The organism is Pseudomonas sp. R3-18-08 (assembly GCF_003852065.1).
Taxonomy (GTDB): Bacteria; Pseudomonadota; Gammaproteobacteria; order Pseudomonadales; family Pseudomonadaceae; genus Aquipseudomonas.
On record NZ_CP027729.1, the window covers coordinates 2060658 to 2081290 of the forward strand.

General features: G+C 57.4%; 17 protein-coding genes. 3 read left to right on the forward strand and 14 right to left on the reverse strand.

What is annotated here, in order from left to right; translation table 11 throughout:
• Nucleotides 1-53 precede the first annotated feature (53 nt).
• A complete protein-coding gene (hemB, locus tag C4J92_RS09550) occupies nt 54-1028 on the forward strand; it encodes a porphobilinogen synthase (RefSeq protein ID WP_124403660.1) in 975 nt (324 codons plus the stop codon).
• 88 nt (nt 1029-1116) lie between these two features.
• On the opposite strand, the gene C4J92_RS09555 is transcribed toward hemB, so the two are convergent.
• From C4J92_RS09555 to C4J92_RS09580, 6 genes are all read right to left on the reverse strand, one after another.
• Nucleotides 1117-1470: a contact-dependent growth inhibition system immunity protein gene (locus C4J92_RS09555; RefSeq protein WP_124403661.1), complete on the reverse strand. Its 354-nt coding sequence runs from the start codon at nt 1468-1470 to the stop codon at nt 1117-1119.
• Nucleotides 1471-1692: 222 nt separating this feature from the next.
• Complete coding sequence (locus C4J92_RS09560) at nt 1693-2001, reverse strand: contact-dependent growth inhibition system immunity protein (protein WP_124403662.1); 309 nt, start codon at nt 1999-2001, stop codon at nt 1693-1695.
• 144 nt (nt 2002-2145) lie between these two features.
• Nucleotides 2146-2532 carry a hypothetical protein gene (locus tag C4J92_RS09565; RefSeq protein ID WP_124403663.1) on the reverse strand — a complete coding sequence of 129 codons (387 nt, stop codon included), beginning with the start codon at nt 2530-2532 and terminating at the stop codon, nt 2146-2148.
• A gap of 325 nt (nt 2533-2857) precedes the next feature.
• Nucleotides 2858-3370, reverse strand: coding sequence for a hypothetical protein (locus C4J92_RS09570; protein ID WP_305955737.1), 513 nt, complete (start codon nt 3368-3370; stop codon nt 2858-2860).
• Nucleotides 3371-3614: 244 nt separating this feature from the next.
• Entirely contained in the window at nt 3615-4022 is a 408-nt protein-coding gene (locus tag C4J92_RS09575) for a hypothetical protein (RefSeq protein ID WP_124403664.1), read from the reverse strand.
• A complete protein-coding gene (locus tag C4J92_RS09580; protein ID WP_124403665.1) occupies nt 4019-8809 on the reverse strand; it encodes an RHS repeat-associated core domain-containing protein in 4791 nt (1596 codons plus the stop codon). Before C4J92_RS09580 ends, C4J92_RS09575 begins: the two co-directional genes overlap by 4 nt.
• Before the next feature lie 235 nt (nt 8810-9044).
• On the opposite strand from C4J92_RS09580, the gene C4J92_RS09585 reads away from it, so the two are divergent.
• On the forward strand, nt 9045-10130 hold the full coding sequence (locus tag C4J92_RS09585; RefSeq protein WP_124403666.1) for a DUF1615 domain-containing protein: 1086 nt from the start codon (nt 9045-9047) through the stop codon (nt 10128-10130).
• A gap of 738 nt (nt 10131-10868) precedes the next feature.
• Here C4J92_RS09585 and C4J92_RS09590 read toward each other — a convergent pair.
• The 3 genes from C4J92_RS09590 to C4J92_RS09600 are packed head-to-tail and all read right to left on the reverse strand — an operon-like array spanning nt 10869 to nt 13453.
• Nucleotides 10869-12050 (reverse strand): acetyl-CoA C-acetyltransferase, encoded by a 1182-nt coding sequence (locus C4J92_RS09590; protein ID WP_124403667.1) that lies wholly within the window; start codon nt 12048-12050, stop codon nt 10869-10871.
• An 11-nt stretch (nt 12051-12061) separates the two neighbouring features.
• Nucleotides 12062-12721: a CoA transferase subunit B gene (locus C4J92_RS09595; RefSeq protein WP_003211625.1), complete on the reverse strand. Its 660-nt coding sequence runs from the start codon at nt 12719-12721 to the stop codon at nt 12062-12064.
• Between the two features lie 33 nt (nt 12722-12754).
• Entirely contained in the window at nt 12755-13453 is a 699-nt protein-coding gene (locus tag C4J92_RS09600; protein ID WP_124362130.1) for a CoA transferase subunit A, read from the reverse strand.
• A 132-nt stretch (nt 13454-13585) separates the two neighbouring features.
• Here C4J92_RS09600 and C4J92_RS09605 point away from each other — a divergent pair, with 132 nt between their 5' ends.
• Nucleotides 13586-14488 (forward strand): LysR family transcriptional regulator, encoded by a 903-nt coding sequence (locus tag C4J92_RS09605; protein ID WP_124403668.1) that lies wholly within the window; start codon nt 13586-13588, stop codon nt 14486-14488.
• Between the two features lie 59 nt (nt 14489-14547).
• Here C4J92_RS09605 and C4J92_RS09610 read toward each other — a convergent pair whose 3' ends face one another.
• The 5 genes from C4J92_RS09610 to C4J92_RS09630 form a co-directional block, all read right to left on the reverse strand.
• Nucleotides 14548-14877, reverse strand: coding sequence for a hypothetical protein (locus C4J92_RS09610; RefSeq protein ID WP_057725643.1), 330 nt, complete (start codon nt 14875-14877; stop codon nt 14548-14550).
• A 527-nt stretch (nt 14878-15404) separates the two neighbouring features.
• A complete protein-coding gene (locus C4J92_RS09615; RefSeq protein WP_124403669.1) occupies nt 15405-16247 on the reverse strand; it encodes an NAD-dependent protein deacetylase in 843 nt (280 codons plus the stop codon).
• Between the two features lie 8 nt (nt 16248-16255).
• A complete protein-coding gene (locus C4J92_RS09620; RefSeq protein ID WP_124403670.1) occupies nt 16256-16696 on the reverse strand; it encodes a CBS domain-containing protein in 441 nt (146 codons plus the stop codon).
• 132 nt (nt 16697-16828) lie between these two features.
• Nucleotides 16829-18778, reverse strand: coding sequence for a DNA topoisomerase III (locus C4J92_RS09625; RefSeq protein ID WP_124405783.1), 1950 nt, complete (start codon nt 18776-18778; stop codon nt 16829-16831).
• A gap of 172 nt (nt 18779-18950) precedes the next feature.
• Entirely contained in the window at nt 18951-20573 is a 1623-nt protein-coding gene (locus C4J92_RS09630) for an MFS transporter (RefSeq protein ID WP_124403671.1), read from the reverse strand.
• Nucleotides 20574-20633: the final 60 nt, after the last annotated feature.

Genomic DNA, 20633 nt, shown 5'->3' on the forward strand with positions numbered 1-20633 from the left:
GTTTGGGGCATAAGCTTTCGCCCCAAAGATTTCAGCCATTTTTCAGGAAAGCCATGACCAGCCAGTTCCCCCAAGCCCGCCCCCGTCGCCTGCGCCGCTCCCCGGAGCTGCGTGGCTTGTTCCAGGAAAGCGAATTCACGCTCAACGACCTGGTGCTGCCGATTTTTGTCGAAGAAGAAATCGACGACTTCGTGCCGATCACCAGCATGCCTGGCGTATTGCGTATTCCTGAGAAAAAACTGGCCGGCGAGATCGAGCGTTATGCCCGAGCCGGCATCAAGTCGGTGATGACCTTTGGCGTATCCCACCACCTGGACGCCAGCGGCAGCGACACCTGGAAAGAACGCGGGCTGGTCTCGCGCATGTCATCAATCATCAAGGACGCCGTGCCGGAAATGATCGTGATGTCCGACACCTGCTTTTGCGAATACACCGACCACGGCCACTGCGGCGTGATGCATGGCGCCCACGTCGACAATGACGCGACCCTGGTCAACTTGGGCAAACAAGCCGTGGCCGCCGCCCGCGCCGGCGCCGACGTGATCGCCCCTTCGGCGGCGATGGACGGCCAGGTCCAGGCCATCCGCCGCGCCATGGACGACGCCGGTTTCACCCACATTCCGATCATGGCCTACTCCACCAAATTCGCCTCGGCCCTCTACGGCCCGTTCCGCGAAGCCGGCGGCAGCGCCCTCAAGGGCGACCGCAAAAGCTACCAGATGAACCCGATGAACCGCCGCGAAGCCGTCCGCGAATCGCTGCTCGACGAGCAGGAAGGCGCCGACGCGCTGATGGTCAAACCGGCCGGCGCCTACCTCGACATCATCCGCGACATCCGCGAAGCCTCACGCCTGCCAGTGGCGGCGTACCAGGTGAGTGGTGAGTACGCCATGATCAAATTCGGCGCCCAGGCGGGTGCGATCGATGAGGCACGCGTAGTGCGCGAGACCTTGGGCTCGATCAAGCGGGCGGGGGCGGATTTGATTTTTACCTACTTTGCGATGGATTTGGCGTTGGCGGGGATTTAAGGGCGCTGCTTCTCAACCTACCTGTGGCGAGCGAGCTTGCTCGCGCGGGGCTGCGTAGCAGCCCCATAACTCAGTAATAGAGGTTGATTTACTTTGAAAGGTCGAGAGTGTCGACTGGGATTCTGTTTTTATCTGTTATTTGAGGTTTGGCCGTTTTTAATGCGGAAGCAACATGTCTTAACCAAGTTTTGCCATCGTTCCACTCGTTAGGATAATAGTAGTAGCATCCGATATCGGAAAGCAGAAAATCTTGAAGTTCTTGCTCGGTTTTTGGGGTGGAAATTAATTTCTCTAGTTCGAGCTGCACTGTGGTCAGTGTTTCATTAGAAGATTCGGATATAAAGAAAGCTATTACGTCGTTTGCGCTGTTGTGGTCATCAACCCAGTCTTGATTGAAATATCCAGCAAGGAATTGTCGTAATTCAGAATAGTCTTGGTTCATGGGTTTGGAAATCCTGTGTGCGGGAAAGGGACGGGTTTGTTTGTCGATTAGATGCCTCCTGCCGACTTATGTGCGGCTAAAGCTCACCCCGGAACTAGATTAGGTGTTGGCGGAAATTTAAGGGCGTTAGTTAACGCTATAGCGAGCGAGCTTGTTCGCGTGGGGCTGCGCCACATACCTGGCTACACGGATCTAATTGACTGAGCGAGCCGTAGATTATTTTTATTCCTTGAGTAAGTAACTGTCGAATTTTTCTATTATGTGGTGAAGCCATAACGGCCCTGATGCCCATTCATTGGGGTAGTAATAGTAGCAGTATTGTTCGTGCAGTAAGTTTTCTAGGAGTTCTGATTCGTTTGTGTAGGCGTTAATTAGTTCTAAAATTTCTTTTCTTACAGTGCAAATTATGTCTGTGGACGAGTCCATTAGAAAAGTGTCTATGACGTCGTCGGCGCAGGCGTGATCGTCTACCCAGTCTTGATTGAAGTAGGCGCCAAAAAATTGCTGTAGTTCAGTTGGTGTTGTGTCCATTTTCCTATTGGATATCCCGTAAATAATAGGTGGTCATTTAGGTTTTGGCTTCTTTTATTCGGTCCAAAATAACTTTACGTGTATGAAGTGGGCAAAAATTTATTGTTCTCCGTCTCGGGGTTTGCTTGTTGCATGGCCGCCGAGCTAAATTTGCAATGATTCGGCCCATTTTTTGCGGTAAGAAATCTGTTCGTTGATGTCATTTGTGAGTTCGTGTTCTTCATAGTCGAATATACGGACGAGTTTTGCATCGGTATCACCTATTTTGGTTTCATAAGCTACGATGCCGCTAGACATTTGTGATGCCATGGCTGAAGGATAGACATTTATTTTTGAACCTTTACATAGAAATTTAATATCACTAAATTCTTTTCTCAATGAGCCAAAGCATAGATAGATATCTGCTTCGCTATACGTTTTTTTCAGTCCGCTGGCAAAAGTTATTGAAAGTGCTGCTGTTCTTCCGTCGCATTCTATTGTGGCTGTTTCTCGAGTTGAATTTTTGATTACAAATATCTCTAGCTCTTTCATTTTTTAGCTTCTATTTGAGTTGATTACTGGGTAGACCGACGCTGGGGTTGGCGCCGTGCCAGAAAGCCGCGCCATTTCCAAAAGGTGAGCTGAATTTCACATATAAAATTTCTCGTTCGGAAAAAAACATCGATAGTTCATATTTTCATTTCACTTCTTCGTTAATGGGGCTCATACAACAGTATTATCTACATTCGTTGTGTTGGTCTTTAGCTCAAACGTCCATGTTTCCTCATGGGAATGATGCTTGCTCGGCTTGCTGTTCATTTCATGAAGGCCGTAACGGATGCTTCTTTTTGCATCGCCGGAAACAATTCTGTCGCGATCAGGTCCGCCGGTTCGTGGATTGTTGTTCGTTTGTGACGACTTCTAGGTCGTAATGTTTTAAGCAGCTTAGTAATACCCTCATGAATTCTTGCTGGTCGAGTACTTCGGCGCCGAAATAAGTTGTCATTTTCTTGAATACATCATCAAAGCTATCACCAGTCATTAAGAAGTGCTCAATTGAATCAATAAACCAATTTTGCTCGAATTTGGTGTATTCTAGAAATTCTGGTTTTGTCAGTTCGTTAAAAAGCTCGACGAGTTCTTTTTTGCTATTTACGTCTTTTGATGCGATGAATTCTTCTCTTTTGGGGTCGTCGGTATTCTCGATGTCATACGTAAATAGCAGTCCGCGAATTATTGACATGCTGGGTGCTCTTTTATTCATAATCATAATTCCGCATAGGCTGTTGGGATTGCCGTCTCTATTCAGTATTACTCGAGCTTCAGGTTGTTGGCTATATTTCATCTCGTCGCCAGAGTATCCTTCGCCTACAATTTTTCCCATATTCATGGGTTCTAATGATTGGGCAAGTCCGTTCCTTCTGAAATTGAGTTGTGCTCGATATATTGCATTCAATTGATCCCTATGGCTAAGAAATTGGGTTGCGGCAGGTGGGTATTTAGGCTCCCTGATTTTTGGTCCTGAGGTGAAATATTCAACTACTCCTGTTGTTGGATTCTTTGCTGTTTGTAATCTTTCCAGTTGAGACGCGAGTGTTGTCAGCCAGCAGGCGCTGGCCTATTCGGGTCATGGCCTAGGGCTCGCTTCGTTCGGCACCTATAGATGCTATCCATCTTTTGTAGAAGCGGTGCTGTTCATGTGGATCATTCGTCAAATTTTGATCTTCAAAATCAAATATGTGAACCAAGTTTTCTCGTGTCGTACGTTTTCCGAGGGTCAATTCATAGGCGACCATCCCGCCACTCATTTGTGAAGACATGCTTGAGGGGCGGACATTTATTTTCGCGCCTTTACAAAGAAACTGTATGTGTGGGAAGTCAGTCATAACTTTTCCTAAACATATATACATATCTTCTGCCGTATACACTTTTTCAAAGTTGTCTGCTTCGGAGAACATTAATTTTGTATGGGCTGAGTCGTACTTAAAAGTGACGTACGTTTTCATATTGCCTATTATGGCTTTGATTTTTTTTGTTTTCATTGGATCTCCCGGTTTGGATTCGGAATTGAATAACCTACGTAGCTACCATCACGCTTAACTGGAGTTACCCCTAAAATGTCTGCTGTATTGATTTTACTTTGTATAGCGATTTCTGCCTCGTTGTCAAAAGGAGCCAATTTCCCAAGCTCTTTGTTGACGTCGCGTCCGGGGATTTTCCGCAAAACGTAGAGAAATCCTTTTCGAGTTCCGTATCTAGTCGCAAAATCGATTCCTATGAGCGTTGATGGAGAAGTACTGATAAAGTTACTTGGTGGGTTGTTACTATCCAAAGCGTGCAGATACAAGTCATTGCTTTCACCTTTGCTTTTGAAACCATTTTTAAATACATGGTCTGGTGTCTTTTTATCACCCCGATAAAGGTATTTTCCGCCGCTATTGATTGGCTGCTTAGGATCCGCTTTAACTGGTGGCGTAACTGTTGCAGGGTCCTTTACCTCAGACTTCGATCGGCAGCCATCCCCTCCGGGGCAATTATTTAATCCTAGCGGATCCACCCAACCTGTCGGATTGGGCACGTACTGGTATGGATTGATCCCACCCGCCAGCTTCACCGGATCAGGCGTCAGGTAGCGACCAATATCAGGATTGTAGTAGCGATGGCGGTTGTAGTGGAGGCCGCTTTCCTGGTCGAAGTATTGGCCTTGAAAGCGCAGCGGGTTGTCGATTTTGCCTACGTCGAGTCGGCTGATTTCACCGTAGGCGCGGTAGTGGGCGGACCAGACGATTTCGCCGTCGGGAGTGGTGAGTTCCTGCGGCGTGCCGAGGTGGTCGAGTTGGTAGTGGTAAGGCTGTGTATCTGCTGGGCCGAAACCTTCCAGTAGTGCTAATGGGCGGAAGCTGTCGGGTTCGTAGAGGTAGCTGCGATGACGATCGGCATGGTGTTCGGCGATCAGCTTGTCGCCTTGCCAGAAGAATTCCGTGGTGATGCCGTCGACGGTTTTGCTGATACGCCGACCGAACGGGTCATAGCGATAACTGGCGGTTTGGCCATTGGGCTTGGTGATGCCGATCAACCGGTGCTGGCAGTCGTAGCGGTATTCGGTGACGAGTGAGTGACCCTTGCCACGCCGCTCGCGGATGAGGTTGCCGAAGGCGTCATAGTCGTAGTGGTGATCGCCTTGGATCACCAGCCGATTACCCGCAACGATGTCCGGGCCAGGACGATCTTGCATGAGCAGGTTGCCCGCCGGGTTGTGGCCGAAGCGTTCCTGGGCGTCTTGCGAGTGATCGGCGCGGGTCAGGCGGTGGAGCGGGTCGTAGCGGTAAAGGTGTTCGCCTTTGCGGGTGTCGTGCAGGCGGGTGAGGTTGCCGGTTTTGTCGTAGTCGTAGTGGCGTTGGTAGAGGTGGTTTTCCTGTTGGGTGACGGCGTGGGTGTGCAGGCGGTTTTGGTCGTCGTAGTGGTAGTGGCTGAGCAGTTGGCCTTGTTGGCGTTGGTGTTCGCGACCGGCTTTGAACAGGTGGGAAGTCAGCAACGCACCGTTCAGTTCGACGGTGGCGAGGTGGCCGCCTTTGTCGTGGTTGAAGGTGAGGCGGTTGTTGTCCGGTAGGCGTAAATGCTGAAGTTGGCCGCAGGCGTCGTAGCCGTAGCGCAAAGTGCCCCAGCCCTGGTGTTCGGCGGTGAGGCGGTTTTGGCGGTCGTATTCGTAGGCCAGGAACCAGTGGCCGTCGTCGACGCTGAGGAGGTTGCCTTGGCGGTCGTAGGCATAGTCAACAACGCTGCCGTCGGGCAGGGTTTTTCTTACGAGGCGCCCGGCGTGGTCGCGCTGGTATTGAGTGACGAGCTGACTGCCGTCGTCGCCGTATTCGGTTTTCTCCAGCAGGTTGCCGTTGAGGTCGTAGGCGTAGGCGGTGCGTTGTCCGTCGAAGCCGGTTTCCTGTTGGATCAGGCCGTTGGGGTGGTAGTCGAGCTGGTAGGTTTCGCCGACTTCGTTTTCGATGGCGGTTAGCAGTAAGCGGGCGTTGTCGTAGCAGTACTTGACCTGGGTACCGTCGGCATTGATGCGGCGGCTGATCAGGTGCAGGCCGTCGGCGTATTCGTAGCGGGTGAGGTGGCCGAGTTCGTCGCGTTCGGCGGTGATTTTTCCGTAGGGGTTGTAGCTGAATTCCCGGCAAGTACCGCCGGGCTGGGTCAGCTTTAGCAGGCGGCCTATGGCGTCCCACTGATACTGAGTCAGCGCGCCCTGTTCATCCTCACGCGCAACCTGCCGGCCCAGGTCGTCATAGCGATAGCGCTTGATCCCGCCATTCGGTAACTGCTCTTCAACGAGCTGCCCGCGTTCGTTCCACACCAGCCGATGACAACTGTGATCCGGATACCAAACACCGGTCAGTTGTCCCTGTTTGTCGTAGCTGTAGTCGGTCGCGTTGCCATCCGGATCGATCTGGCGAACGACATCGCCCTGGTCATTACGCTCGTATTTCCAGACCGCTTGGCCACGGCGCATAACCCGTACGAAACCGTTGTCATACTCGTAGGACGTCGGCTCATCATCCCCCGGAAACAGCGCGACCAAGCGTCCGGCGTCGTCGTATTGATAGGCCGTCACTGCACCCAGCGGGTCCTGCTCGACGGTCAGGCGGCCCTTGTCATCGTAGGATTTGAAGTGTTGAGCGCCGTCGGGATCGATGCGCTGTACCAGCCGCGCCCGCTGGTCATGTACGTAAACTTCCTGGCTGCCGTCGGCGTTATGCACGGTGACGCGACCGTCATCGCCCCAGACATACCGCGTGTCCATCTGCGAAAAACTGGCCCAATGCCGGACACAGCGCGCTGCCTTGCCAGCGCGTTCCCATTCCCAAAAGAAACTCGCCCCGCCGGCCAGCTGGCGCTCAAGAATGACGTGCTGCTCGTCGTACCGATAACGCTCACATTCACCGACAGCGTTGGTCGCCGACACTAGTCGTCCAGCGCCGTCATAGGCGTAGGCAACGATGTTCTGCTCGGTCACCCAGACGAAGGGTTCATGCCCTGTGGCGCGATGAACCTGATAGTCCACTGCGACGATGCGATCAAGTTCGTAACGCAAGAGCAAAGAGCGGCCCACGCCGTTATCCAGCCGCTCAATCCGTCCCAACCGATCCCGGACAACCAACAACCGGTTGTCATACGCATCGCTGATCGCCGTCAGCACACCGTCGCGAAAATGGTAGAAACGCGAACCCTGGGCCAGCACCAGTTCACCAGGCAACGACCCCAAATAAATCGCCGCTTCGGCCAGGCTGTTGGTAATCGCCGGCCGAGAAACCGTCGGCAAGGGCAGGGTGGTCGAGCGATTCTCATGATCGGTCCACACCACCGAATCGCCCACAACCACAAGCCGCTGCGCCAGCGCATGGCTCCAGCCAAACCCCAACCCACAATCCACTTCCACCGCACTGCTGCGATACGCGCGCGTCCACTCGAACGGCAAGACCCCATCCAGCGCGCCATCGGTAAGGGTCAGCAGTTCCTCGCCAGTGACCATCGACACCGGGCAGCCGTTCGTAACGGTTTTATCCGCAGAGGCCGCCGCATCACCCTTCGGGTTCGAAGCCACGGCAGGCACATCATCCACCGCCTCCTGCCGCACCAACGCGGTACGCTGGGTCTTGCTGCGCACCGCTGGCACCGGGTTCGAAACCAGCGTGTCACCCGCCTTCAACGGCGCCACCGGCACCGCCTTGACCGGAATTGGGGCACTGCCCAGCAGCACCGGCTTAAGCGCTTCGGTGTGCCCCTCCAAGCGAGCTGTGCCGAACTGCGCGGCTATCTGCTCCAGCCACCTGCGCACCCGGCGTGACTTGATGCCGGCCAGCACTTTGGTGCTGATGCGCACCACAACACCCATGCCGGCCGACGCCAGTCCCAATAACAGGGTGATGACGATCTCGGCGCCAATCGCCCCGAGCATTTCGTTCATATATGGCGGTGGCAGCATGCGCATCCAGCTGACCAGGGCCGCCAGGTGAACGAACAGCAAAGGCTCATCGCTGAGCACCAGCAAACCCTTGGCGAGGGTCTCGGCACTTAACGCCAGTAGTTTTTCGAGCTCGTCCTGGGAAAGGTAATGCAGCAGCTTTTCAGCGTTGGCCAGCGGGTCGGACAACCACTGGAGCAACTGCGTGATGTTGTCCCAAACCGAGTAGAGGACTTCGCCGAAGCCTTGGGCATAAGCGCGGTGCAGCGAGAGGTAGCGCTGGAGAAAATTCGCTTCGGAATAGTTTTTCCATAGCGGTTCGAAGGTGGTTTCCCATTCGCTGCGCAGCCAGCCTTCCAGTGGCGTGATGACCGACTGATAAGAGGCATACAGCGCCTTGAAATGCGCCGAGGAAACGTCGGGGTAGAAACTGATCCGGTACCGCTGGTTGCGGTCGCACTCGGTGACTTCGAGGATGCCGCTTGGGCCGATGGTTTTATGGATCGGCTCGCCCAGCGGCCCACCGTCTGGATCGATGCGCTGCAACATCACCGGCGTGTTGCCGATCGGCACGAAGCGCGAGCTCTGGAACATATGCACCAGTGTCAACGTGCCGTTGGCCTGGCATGTAGCGACGGTGCTGCTGGGGAAGATCGAACGGTTGATCGGGGCGACCAGCGCCACCTCGTTCCCAACCTTGAACACCTGCTCCACATCCAGTGCCGACGCGCTGAAAAAGCCCTGTGCCCAGGTATCGTAGTGGTTGAGGCAGCCGCGGAAATCGCTGAGCACGGATTCGACGTCCCGCGTCTTTGAATCCATCGCGGCCAGCACCAGAAAGCCAATGGCTCGGCCGGTTGCTTCGATCATGGGTGAGCCCCATCGATCAGGGCTCTCACTGGAAAAACCATCTGCACTCCCTCGCACTGTTTGATCAGGCGAAGGACTTTGCAGAGGTTTTCAGGGCAGGGGAGTAGAGCTTATCCGGCGGTTACGTGGGAAGTTTCAGCCAGTGCCGCACCAGGTTCGGCATAGCAACGAACCCCGGTTAGACTTGCCTGTCGATATCCCCATTGCCCGGCCCGCCGTCCACCAAGGAAGCCTCATGTATTCAAGCCGCCTGATCCTCTGCCTCGCCACCTTGCTGCTGCTGGCCGGTTGTTCTACTTCGCGGGGGCCGCAACAACCCGAGCGCAGCGAGGCCGAGGTGAAGGCGCAGATCGTGCGCCTGCTCCCCGCCAAGGTCGCGGACCGCGACGGTTGGGCCCAGGACATCTACACCGCGTTCGACGCCCAGAAGATCTACCCCAGCACCGAAAATATCTGCGCCGTGCTGGCGGTGACCGAGCAGGAGTCCACCTTTCAGGTCGACCCACCGGTGCCAGGCATGGGCAAGATCGCCCAGGATGAAATCCTGCGGCGTGCCGGGAAAGTTCATGTACCAGCGTTTGTCGTACGCAGCGCCTTGCAAGTGCGCTCGCCCACCGGCAAAACCTACGCCGAGCGTTTGAACGCCGCACGCACGGAAAAGGATCTAAGCGCGATCTTCGACGACTTCATCAGCATGGTGCCCCTGGGCAACACGCTGTTTGGCGGCTTCAACCCGGTGCACACCGCCGGCCCGATGCAGGTCAGCATCGACTTCGCGCAAAAACAGGCACGGGGTTATCCCTACACGGTGGACGGCACGATTCGCCGTGAAGTATTCACGCGTCGTGGCGGCATGTACTTCGGCATCGCCCATTTACTCGGCTACCCGGTGAGCTATGACCAGCCGCTGTACCGCTTCGCCGATTTCAACGCGGGTTGGTACGCCAGCCGCAATGCCGCGTTCCAGGCCGCAGTCAGCCGTGTCTCAGGCACCGAATTGACGCTGGATGGGGATTTGATTCGCTATGGTTCGCTGCTGCCCGGTACCACCGAACTGGCGGTGCGTTCACTGGGAGCGAAATTGGATATGCGCAATCCCAGTATCCGCAGCCAACTGGAGCAGGGCGATCAATTGGATTTTGAGGACACCACGCTCTACAAGCGCGTATTCGCCCTGGCCGACAACGCCGCCGGCAAGCCGCTGCCGCGAGCCATCCTGCCGGGTATCGTGCTCAAAAGCCCGAAGATCACCCGCAACCTGACCACGGCCTGGTTCGCCAAGCGCGTGGATGAGCGGTATCAGCGCTGTATGAAACGTTGATCAGGTGCGGCGCGTCTGGCTGAAGCGTTGCCGTCGCAGCATAGGTATCTACACAACTTTGTAGCAGCTACTGTAACCACGATGCGAAGCGAGTCGCTCTTGCTTGTGATCTTGCTTGTGATCTTGCTTGTGATCTTGCTTGTGATCTTGCTTGTGATCTTGCTTGTGATCTTGCTTGTGATCTTGCTTTTGATCTAGGCGCCCCGTTAAACCACGCTGGCCGGAATTCGACAGTGATTTGGGGGGTAAACCGGCAGGGATGCCGGTTTAGCCGCCCCGCGCCATGGATGGCGCGTGGCGGCGGCCCCCCAAATCAATGTCGGATTACGGGCACACCGAGCCTAGGCGAGGTGCCGAGTGGTGGGGCAAGAGCGTTTTGCTTACTTTTGCGCTTTTCAAAAGTGAGACGCCGTAAGGGCGGAACCTATAGCAGCCGTTACCGCAGCAACGGATATGTACTCGCTCTGATCCAGCATCCTGGTCGGCCCTGAGGCCGCCATCGGGAGCAAGTCGAATCGTCGCACCGCCCCTCCCACATTTGGATCGCGGGGCGTCAGTTAGAGAGGCTTCGGCTCCCGAGCAGTCACAGATTCAGGGCCGCGCCCAAAGTTGTGTAGATACCCATGGCCATCGCAGCCAAGCCAGCTCCCATATGTTGACCGAGTTTTTTCAGGGGGATCGATAAAGAAAAGGCCCGGCTTTTCGTGGAGCCAGGCCCTTTCCATGTTGCTCGTTGAATCAGTTGCGTTCGAGGGCCAGCGCCACACCCTGGCCGCCGCCGATGCACAGTGTCGCCAAGCCTTTCTTGGCGTCGCGCTTGATCATTTCATGCAGCAGGGTCACCAGAACGCGGCAGCCTGAAGCTCCAATAGGGTGGCCGATGGCGATGGCGCCGCCGTTGACATTGACCTTGTCAGCGTCCCATTCCAGCTCTTTGCCCACCGCCAGGGATTGCGCGGCGAAGGCTTCGTTGGCTTCGATCAGATCCAAATCGCTCAATTGCCAGCCGGCCTTTTCCAGACAGCGGCGAGTGGCCGAAACCGGGCCGATGCCCATGATTGCCGGGTCGACCCCAGCGTTGGCATAGCTGGCGATACGTGCCAGCACCGGCAGGCCAAGGGCCTTGGCTTTGTCGGCACTCATCAGCAGCACCGCAGCGGCACCGTCGTTGAGGCTGGAGGCGTTGCCGGCGGTGACGCTGCCGTCTTTCTTGAAGGCGGGCTTGAGCTTGGCCAGGGACTCGGCGGTGGTACCGGCACGCGGTTGTTCGTCCACTGCAAAGGCCAGCGGGTCGCCCTTACGCTGGGGAATCAGGATCGGCGTGATTTCATCGGCAAACCGTCCGGCTTCGATGGCGGCGGCGGCTTTTTGCTGGGAAGCGGCGGCAAAGGCGTCCTGCGCCTCGCGGCTGATGCCGTACTTGTCCACCAGGTTTTCGGCGGTGATGCCCATGTGGTAGTCGTTGAACGCATCCCACAGGCCGTCGGTGATCATGCTGTCGATCATCTTGGCGTGGCCCATGCGCAAACCGGTGCGCGCGGCGGGCAGCACGTACGGCGCGAGGCTCATGTTTTCCATGCCGCCGGCGATGATGACGTCGGCGTCGCCGCAACGGATCGCCTGTGCGCCCAGGTGCAGGGCCTTGAGGCCCGAGCCACAGACCTTGTTCAACGTCAGGGCGGGAACGGCGTGGGGCAGGCCGGCGAGAATCGAGGCCTGGCGCGCCGGGTTCTGGCCGCTGCCGGCGGTGAGCACCTGGCCGAGGATCACTTCATCCACTTGCGCCGGGTCGAGGCCGGTCTGCTCCAGCAGGCGACGAATCACCGCAGCGCCCAGTTCAGGGGCCGGGATACTGGCCAGCGAACCTTGAAAACTGCCCACGGCGGTGCGGGTGGCAGCAACAATCACGACGTCTTGCATGGAATCTGTCCTCACTGGAAATGCATTTCTGGAACATGGTCCGGGACGATCAGTTTACCGGCGGTCTTGCTCACAATCTCTTCAACGCTGACGCCAGGTGCGCGTTCCTTGAGGACAAAAGCGCCATTTTCGATTTCCAGGTAGGCCAGGTCCGTGAGCACGCGCTTGATGCAGTTGGCGCCGGTCAGCGGCAGGCTGCACTGGCTGAGCAATTTCGACTCACCGTCCTTGGACGCATGGGTCATGATCACGATGATATTTTCCGCACCGGCCACCAGGTCCATCGCGCCGCCCATGCCCTTGACCAGCTTGCCGGGGATCATCCACGAGGCGATGTTGCCCTGTACGTCCACTTCGAACGCGCCGAGTACGGTGAGGTCCACGTGGCCACCGCGAATCATCGCGAAGGACTCGGCGGAGGAGAAAATCGAGGCGCCGATGCGTGCGGTCACGGTTTGTTTGCCGGCGTTGATCATGTCGGCATCAATGGTTTCTTCGGTCGGGAACGGGCCCATGCCGAGCAGGCCATTTTCCGACTGCAGCATCACTTCCATGCCTTCGGGAATGTAGTTGGCCACCAGGGTTGGAATGCCGATGCCGAGGTTGACGTAGAAACCGTCCTGCATTTCGCGGGCGACGCGTTGAGCCATTTGTTCGCGGGTAAGAGCCATGTCATGAGTCCTTATTGTTCGGGCCGGGGCGGATTACTTGCGCACGGTGCGCTGTTCGATGCGCTTCTCGAAGGTGCCGCAGATGATCCGGTCGACGTAGATACCAGGGGTGTGGATCTGCGCGGGGTCCAGCTCGCCCGGTTCGACGATTTCCTCGACTTCGACCACGGTGATCTTGCCGGCGGTGGCGGCCAGTGGGTTGAAGTTCTGGGCGGTGTGCCGATAGATGACATTGCCGAAGTGGTCGGCTTTCCAGCCTTTGACGATGGCGAAGTCGCCGGTGATGGACTCTTCCATCAGATAGGGGCGGCCCTTGAATTCGCGGGTTTCCTTGCCTTCGGCAACCGGGGTGCCGACGCCGGTGGCGGTGAAGAAGGCCGGGATGCCAGCACCGCCTGCACGCATTTTTTCCGCCAGGGTGCCTTGGGGGGTCAGCACCACCTCTATTTCGCCGCTGAGCAGTTGCTTCTCGAACAGGGCGTTTTCACCGACGTAGGAGGCGATCACTTTGCTGATCTGCTTTTCTTCCAGCAGGATGCCCAGGCCGAAACCGTCGACGCCGCAGTTGTTGGAAACCACGGTCAGATCACGGGTGCCTTTGCGCTTGATCTCGGCGATGAGGTTTTCTGGAATGCCACACAGGCCAAAACCGCCGGAGAGTACGGTCATGCCATCTTCCAGGCCTGCCAGCGCCTCTTCATAGGACGCCACGCGCTTATCGAAACCTGCCATATGCACCTCGTTATTATTAGTGGGCCAGCCAATGGATCGAGTGTTGCGCCGTCTGATTGATTTGTTAAGTTGTTTTTTTAGGTTGATTGATTTAGAAAACAGCATAGTCGAACCACCGTGCGGAGTCGTGTCATGACCGTTAAACAGATGCGTGCCTTCCTGGCCGTGGCCCAGAGCCTGAGTTTTGCCGCTGCCTGTGAGCGCCTGCACCTATCCCAGTCGGCGCTGAGCCTGACTATCAAAGGCCTCGAGGAAGGGCTGGGTGGACGCCTGTTCAGTCGCAATACGCGCAATGTAGCGCTCACGCCTGAAGGTGAATCGCTGCTCCCGCTGGCTCGCCGTTTGATTGCCGACTGGGACAACGCGGAGGACGAACTGCGTCAACGCTTCACTTTGCAACGTGGGCGTGTGACGGTGGCGGCAATGCCGTCATTTGCCGGTAACCTGCTGCCGCCGATCCTGAAGATATTCCGCGCCCGTTACCCGCAGGTGAACGTGACGGTGCATGACCTGATCAACGAGCAGGTGCTGGAGATGGTGCGCGACCGCCAGGTGGAATTGGGCGTAGCGTTCGAACCGTCCGACGGTTCGTCATTGGCATTCACCCCGCTGTACCTGGACCGATTCATTGCCGTGGTACCGGGAGATTCGCAGTTGGCGCAATTGAACGAGATCGACTGGAAAAGCCTGTTGGAACAACCCTTTATTACCCTCCAGCGCCCATCGACCGTGCGGGTAATGCTCGAAGAGCACCTGGGTGCCTTGCAGATGAAACTGCCGGTTGCGCTGGAAAGTCATCAACTGGCCACAGTGGGCAAGATGGTTGCCAGCGGCTTGGGCGTCAGCGCTGTGCCAGCGTTGTGCGCGCGGCAGATGGAGGAGGCGGGCGCCCATTGCATCACCTTGACCGGCCCGGTGATCGAGCGGCCCATTGGGGTACTGACCAAACCAGGGCATGAACTGTCGGCGGCGGCGCAGGTGTTGTTTGATATCTTTCAGGATGAAGCGAAGAAGGGGCGGTTTCCGACGTTCTGAAGTTCACACAACAAAAGTGGGAGCTGGCAAGCCAGCTCCCACAATAGATCAAGTACTACTTAGTAGTAACGGTCGATCACTTTAACTTGCGAGCTGTCTTTGAAAGAGGCCCAGGCATTATTAAGTGTGTCGAACACTTGCTCGATAAAGTTGCGGTCGGCCGCGGCTTTCTTGCCGACATAGCCCTGGCCACGACGGTACATCTTCAGGCGCGCCGCCAGTTCGCGGTGATTGCGGTCGAACTCGGCTTCTTCGGTGTGGGGCGCCAGGCAGTCAAGTTGAACTTCGCCCGATTTGCCAATCCACAGGATATGGTCGTCGAGTGTGTCTTTCTGCGCTGCGAACATCTCAGCCAATTCATCGATAGTTGGTTGGTTGTTCAGATTCATGTGTAAGCCCCTTGACCAGTTGGCGATCTATCAATTGATTCATTGAAACTTCAAGTTGTCTCCGGCTCAGAAAACCGGGCGTCAGTGACGGTCTGCCGAATACGGGCAGGGTCTTGAACCTGATGCATGTAGTCTTGCTGATGAACTGCTACGCAATGCTTTCATAACGAAGACAAGCAGCGCTTTAGCTCCTTGTACCGAGCCCCTTAGGGGCCAGTCAGCTTCATCAATCTGCCTTGTGGGCAGTGCACATCCGGAAAAACAGCTCGGCGGTCAGACGAGCCTGTTCAAAACGCGTGTTACCAACACTCCCGATCCGGGAGACGTCTCGATAATGCAAGGACAAAAAGCTTACGTCAACGATTATGTAGTGATTATTTTCAGTTACTACATAAATCGCTGTGAGGGCGGGAAGATGCGGGAAATCGTGACTTGAGCGTCATTTTTTGGGTCGGCTGGTCTCAGGAGTAACTAGTGTTTCCTGGGTGCATATTGCGACTGTAAGTTTTTCGCGAGCAAGCTCGCTCCTACAGTCGTTCGGCGAGCAAGGGCAGTAATTGCTCGCATGACGCTTCGATTTTCACCTGCAGCAGTTCATCCCCACGGGTCTTGCCCAGGTTGATCGCAATCACCGGCTTACCCTGTTCCACTGCCGCCTTGCACAGGCGAAACGCCGAGTAAGCCATCAGCGATGACCCCACGACCAGCAGCCCCTCGGCATCGTGCACCGCAGCCATGGCCCTGGCGGCGGTAGCGGGGGCTACGTTTTCGCCAAAAAACACCACGTCCGGCTTCAGCCGTTGGCCTTCGCAATGGGGGCAGCGTGGCACCTGGAAGTGCTCCTCAAGCACAGGGTCGAGCAAGGTGTCACCGTCAGGCGCTTGCACCGCATGGACGTGCGCAAAGTGCGGGTTGTCGACTTCCATCTGCCGCTGGATCACATCGCGCTCGCTGCGCTGCTGGCAATCCAGGCACAGCACTCGGTGCAAACTGCCATGCAACTCGATCACACCATGGCTGCCGGCTTGATCGTGCAGCGCGTCGACGTTTTGCGTGATCAGGCCGCTGATGAGCTGACGTTGCTGCAAGGTCGCCAGCGCCTGATGGGCCTTGTTCGGCCGGGCCAGGCGCACCCGTGGCCAACCCAGCATTGCCCTGGCCCAATAACGGCGCCGTGCTTGCGCGGTGGCGAGGAACTCCTGGTACATCATCGGCGCCTTGCCCCGGCGCACCCCTTCGCTGTCACGGTAGTCGGGGATGCCCGATGAGGTGCTGATCCCCGCACCGGTCAGCACCAGGAAGCGTTTTTCGGCCATCGCCCGGTGGAGTGTGTCGAGGTGGTCTGCTTGATGGTCCAGCGTGTCGAGCATGGGGCCTCCTATTCGCCGCGAATGTACTGCTCCAGCTGTTTGATCAAGGCCGCTTGTTCAGCAATGGCCTCTTTGACCAGGTCACCGATGGACAAAAGCCCCAGCAATTTGCCTTCTTCCACCACGGGCAAGTGGCGCAGGTGACTGTCGGTCATGATGTTCATGCACGCTTCGACCGTTTTGTGGGGATCTACGGTGATCACCGGCGAACTCATCACTTCATGAACCCTGGTGTTCACCGACGACAGACCCTTGAGGATGAGTTTACGTGCGTAATCGCGCTCGCTGATGATCCCGACCACGGCGCCGTCCTTTACCACCGGCAACGCCCCGACGTTTTTCTCGGACATCCGCACCAGCGCCTCGAATACGGTGTGGTCCCACTGGATAGTGTGGACGTCCTGGTTCTTCTGGTCCTTGGCTTTGAGTAATTCTGCGACGGTTTTCATGGCGGCCACTCCGGTGTTGTTGTTAGTAGTCAGCGATTGCCCCTACAGAATCCTAGACGGGCCACGTTGCAGCAAGGTCCAAAGCGGCGTTAAACCCGTCGAAAAGCGTCATTCGCCGGTTTTTTTTGCGTTTTATCCGGCTTTTACCGGCTTTTTCGCCCGTTTGGGGTTGGCCGTCGTCTTGCGTGGCGCGCTCTTGCGCTTGTTTTTCCATGGTGTGGCGCCTTTGCCTGCCGGGCTGGCGGGACCGGTAATGGTCATGCGCATGCCATGACAGCGAGCCACCTGCTTGCTCATCCACGCCGCTTGTTTGGCGACAAACTCTTCCAGGCTCATTTCGCCGCTTTGCACCATATCCAGCGCCTGCTCCCAGATGGCGGTGGTGCCGGGGTCGGCGATGGCGCGAGGCACAGCGTCAATCAGGCTGAAAGCCGCTGCGGTGGCCGACAGCGCCTTGCCGTTTTTCACCAGGTAACCTCGGTCCAGCAGGCCCTGAATGATCCCGGCGCGGGTGGCCTCGGTGCCGATGCCGGTGGTGTCCTTGAGCTTCTGCTTGAGCAGCGGGTCTTCGACCAGCTTGGCGACGTTTTTCATCGCTTTGATCAGGTCGCCTTCGGTAAAGGGCTTCGGCGGTTGGGTCCACAGGTCCTTGAGATTGACCTTGGCCACAGCACAGTCCTGGCCTTGCACCAGCATTGGCAAGGCTTGCGGTGCAGGCGTTTCCCTGCCTTTGGCGGGAGCAAGGGCTTCGGGCAGCGCGCGTTTCCAGCCCGGTTCGATGACAACTTTGCCCACCGCGCGCAACGCCTGGCCGGCACAATCGAAATCCGCCTGGGTACGGTCGTATTCATGGTTGGGCAGGAATTGCGCCAGGTAGCGCGCGCGTATCAGCGTGTAGACCGCACGGTGCTTTCCGGTGAGTTGGCTGACGTCCTTGCCGGCCCCTGTCGGAATAATGCCGTGGTGGGCGCTGACCTTGGCGTCGTTCCAGGCGCGTGAGCGACGATTGGGGTCCATGTAGGCCATCAGCTCGGCCACGGCCGCATCCGCGCGGCCGAGAGCGGCGAGGATCTTCGGCGCTTCGCTGTGCTGGCTCAACGGCAGGTAGCCGCAATCGCTGCGCGGGTAGGTGATGACCTTGTGGGTTTCGTAGAGGGATTGGGCGATATCCAGGGTTTCCTGGGCGCCGAGGCCGAGCTTCTTGGAGCAGATTTCCTGCAGGGTGCCGAGATCGAAGGGCAGGGGCGCGACCTCGCGCATGCGCTCGGTGCGCAGCTTAACCAATCGCGCACTGGCAGCGCGGGACATGGCGTCAGCGGCGTCCCGGGCCAGTTGCGGGTTGAGGCAACGGCCCTGGTCATCGCAGGCATCGTCGACGGCGCGCCATTGGGCAGTGAAGGTCATGCGCTCGTGGAGCAGGTCCACGTCGATGGCCCAATACGCCACGGGTACGAAATCGGCGATGCTGCGGTCACGGTCGACCACCAGGCGCAAGGTGGGGGTTTGCACCCGGCCCACCGGCAATACGCCCTGATAGCCGGATTGTCGCCCGAGCAAGGTAAACAAGCGGCTCATGTTCATGCCGATCAGCCAGTCGGCGCGGGAGCGGCCCAGGGCCGAGTGATACAGGCTGAAGGTTTGCGCACCGGGCTTGAGGGCGGCCAGGGCCTTGCGGATGGAGGCCTCGTCCAGTGCCGACAACCACAACCGCTGGATCGGCCCGCGATAACGGCAATGTTCCACCAGTTCCCGGGCGATCATTTCACCCTCACGGTCGGCGTCGGTTGCGATCACCAGTTCCCGGGCTTCCCCCAGCAAGCGCTTGACCACCTTGAACTGGCTGGCGGTCTTGGGCTTGACCTGCATTTTCCAGGTTTGCGGGACGATCGGCAGGTCGGCGAGCACCCAGCGTTTGTATTTGGCGTCATAGGCGTCAGGCGGGGCGGTTTCCAACAGGTGGCCGATGCACCAGGTGACTGTGACCCCGTTGCCGAGCCAGCATCCATCGCCCCGGCGGCCGGCGCCGAGCACGACCGCGATGTCCTTGGCCTGGGAGGGTTTTTCACAGAGGTACAGCTGCATGGTCATCACATCAGATCGGGTTGATGCCTGGCAGGATGCTTAGTCAGAGAGATTTGAGCAACCATTATCTGTATGTATGTACAGCTTAAAGTTTCAAGCTACAAGCTACAAGCTACAAGAAAGAGCCGAGTGGCTTTTACTTGCCGCTTGCAGCTTGCCCCTTAAAGCTCATTCAGTTGTTATCGATATCCACATGCCGGGTTTCCTTGAGGCAGAACAAGCCGACCACCAGGCTGACCCCGGTCACCACCACCGGGTACCACAAGCCGTAGAAGATATCGCCGGTGTACACCACCAAGGCAAACGACACGGTTGGCAGGAACCCGCCAAACCAGCCGTTACCAATATGGTAGGGCAGCGACATCGAGGTGTAGCGGATGCGTGTCGGGAACAGCTCCACCATCAGCGCCGCCAGGGGACCGTAGCACATGGCGGCGATCAGGATCAGGGCCACGATCAGCACCACCACCATGACCTTGTTGACCTGGGCCATGTCCGCCGAGCTTGGGTAGCCGGCCAGGGTCACCGCGCCGCGCAGTGCCGCTTCATCAAAGCCATCGATACGCACGTCACCGACGCTGACCTGCACCGGCGCGCCGGCTGGGGCGGCGACGCTGCTGTACGGCAGGCCTTGCTTGACCAGGAAGGTCTTGACCTTGTCGCACTGGCTGTCAAAGCGCGCCTTGCCCACCGGGTCGAACTGGAAGGTGCAGGTGGCCGGGTCGGCCAGCACGGTAATCGGTGCCTGGTGACTGGCCTGGTCCATCGCCGGGTTGGTGTAGTGCGCCAGGCTCTTGAAGATCGGGAAATACAGCACGGTCGCCAGCAGCAGGCCGAGCATCAGCACCGGTTTGCGCCCGACCTTGTCCGACAGCCAGCCAAACAGGATGAAGAACGGCGCGCCAATCACCACACTGATGATCAGCAGCATGTTGGCCAGGGCCGGGTCCATCTTCAGGAACTGGGTGAGGAAGAACAGCACATAAAACTGCGCCGCATAGAACGTCACCGCCTGCCCGCCGTTGATGCTGAACAGCGCGATCAATACGACCTTGAGGTTTTCCCATTTACCGAACGACTCGCGGATCGGCGCCTTGCTGGCCTTGCCTTCCTCTTTCATTTTCAGGAACGCTGGCGACTCGTGCAGGCTCATGCGAATCCAGGTGGAGATGCCCAGCAACACGATGGAAAACAGGAACGGAATACGCCAGCCCCACACCTCGAACTGGTCACCGGTGAAATAACGGCAGGCCAGCACCACCAGCAACGACAGCAACAGGCCGAGGGTGGCGGTGGATTGAATCCAACTGGTGTGCAAGCCGCGTTTGCCGGGGGGCGCATGTTCGGCGACATAGGTGGCGGCGCCACCGTATTCACCGCCCAGAGCCAGGCCTTGCAGCATGCGCAGCACGATCAGAATGATCGGCGCCGCGATGCCGATGCTGGCATAGGTCGGCAGCAGCCCCACGCAAAAGGTTGCCACGCCCATCAGGATGATCGTGACGAGGAAGGTGTATTTGCGCCCGATCATGTCGCCCAGGCGGCCGAATACCAGCGCGCCGAAGGGTCGCACCACGAAGCCTGCGGCGAACGCCATCAATGCGAAGATGAACGCCGTGGTGTCGTTGACCCCGGCAAAGAACTGCTTGCTGATCACCGCCGCGAGGGCGCCGTAGAGGAAGAAGTCATACCATTCGAACACCGTCCCGAGGGACGAGGCGAAAATGACTTTCTTCGAGTCGTTGCGGGTGCTCGCATGTATCGCCGAGCCCAGGGGTTGAGCATGTTCTGACATCGGGTAGCCCTCACAGTGATTATTTATTGTTGTTCCACTGTCGGCGCCAGGTGCGGCGCC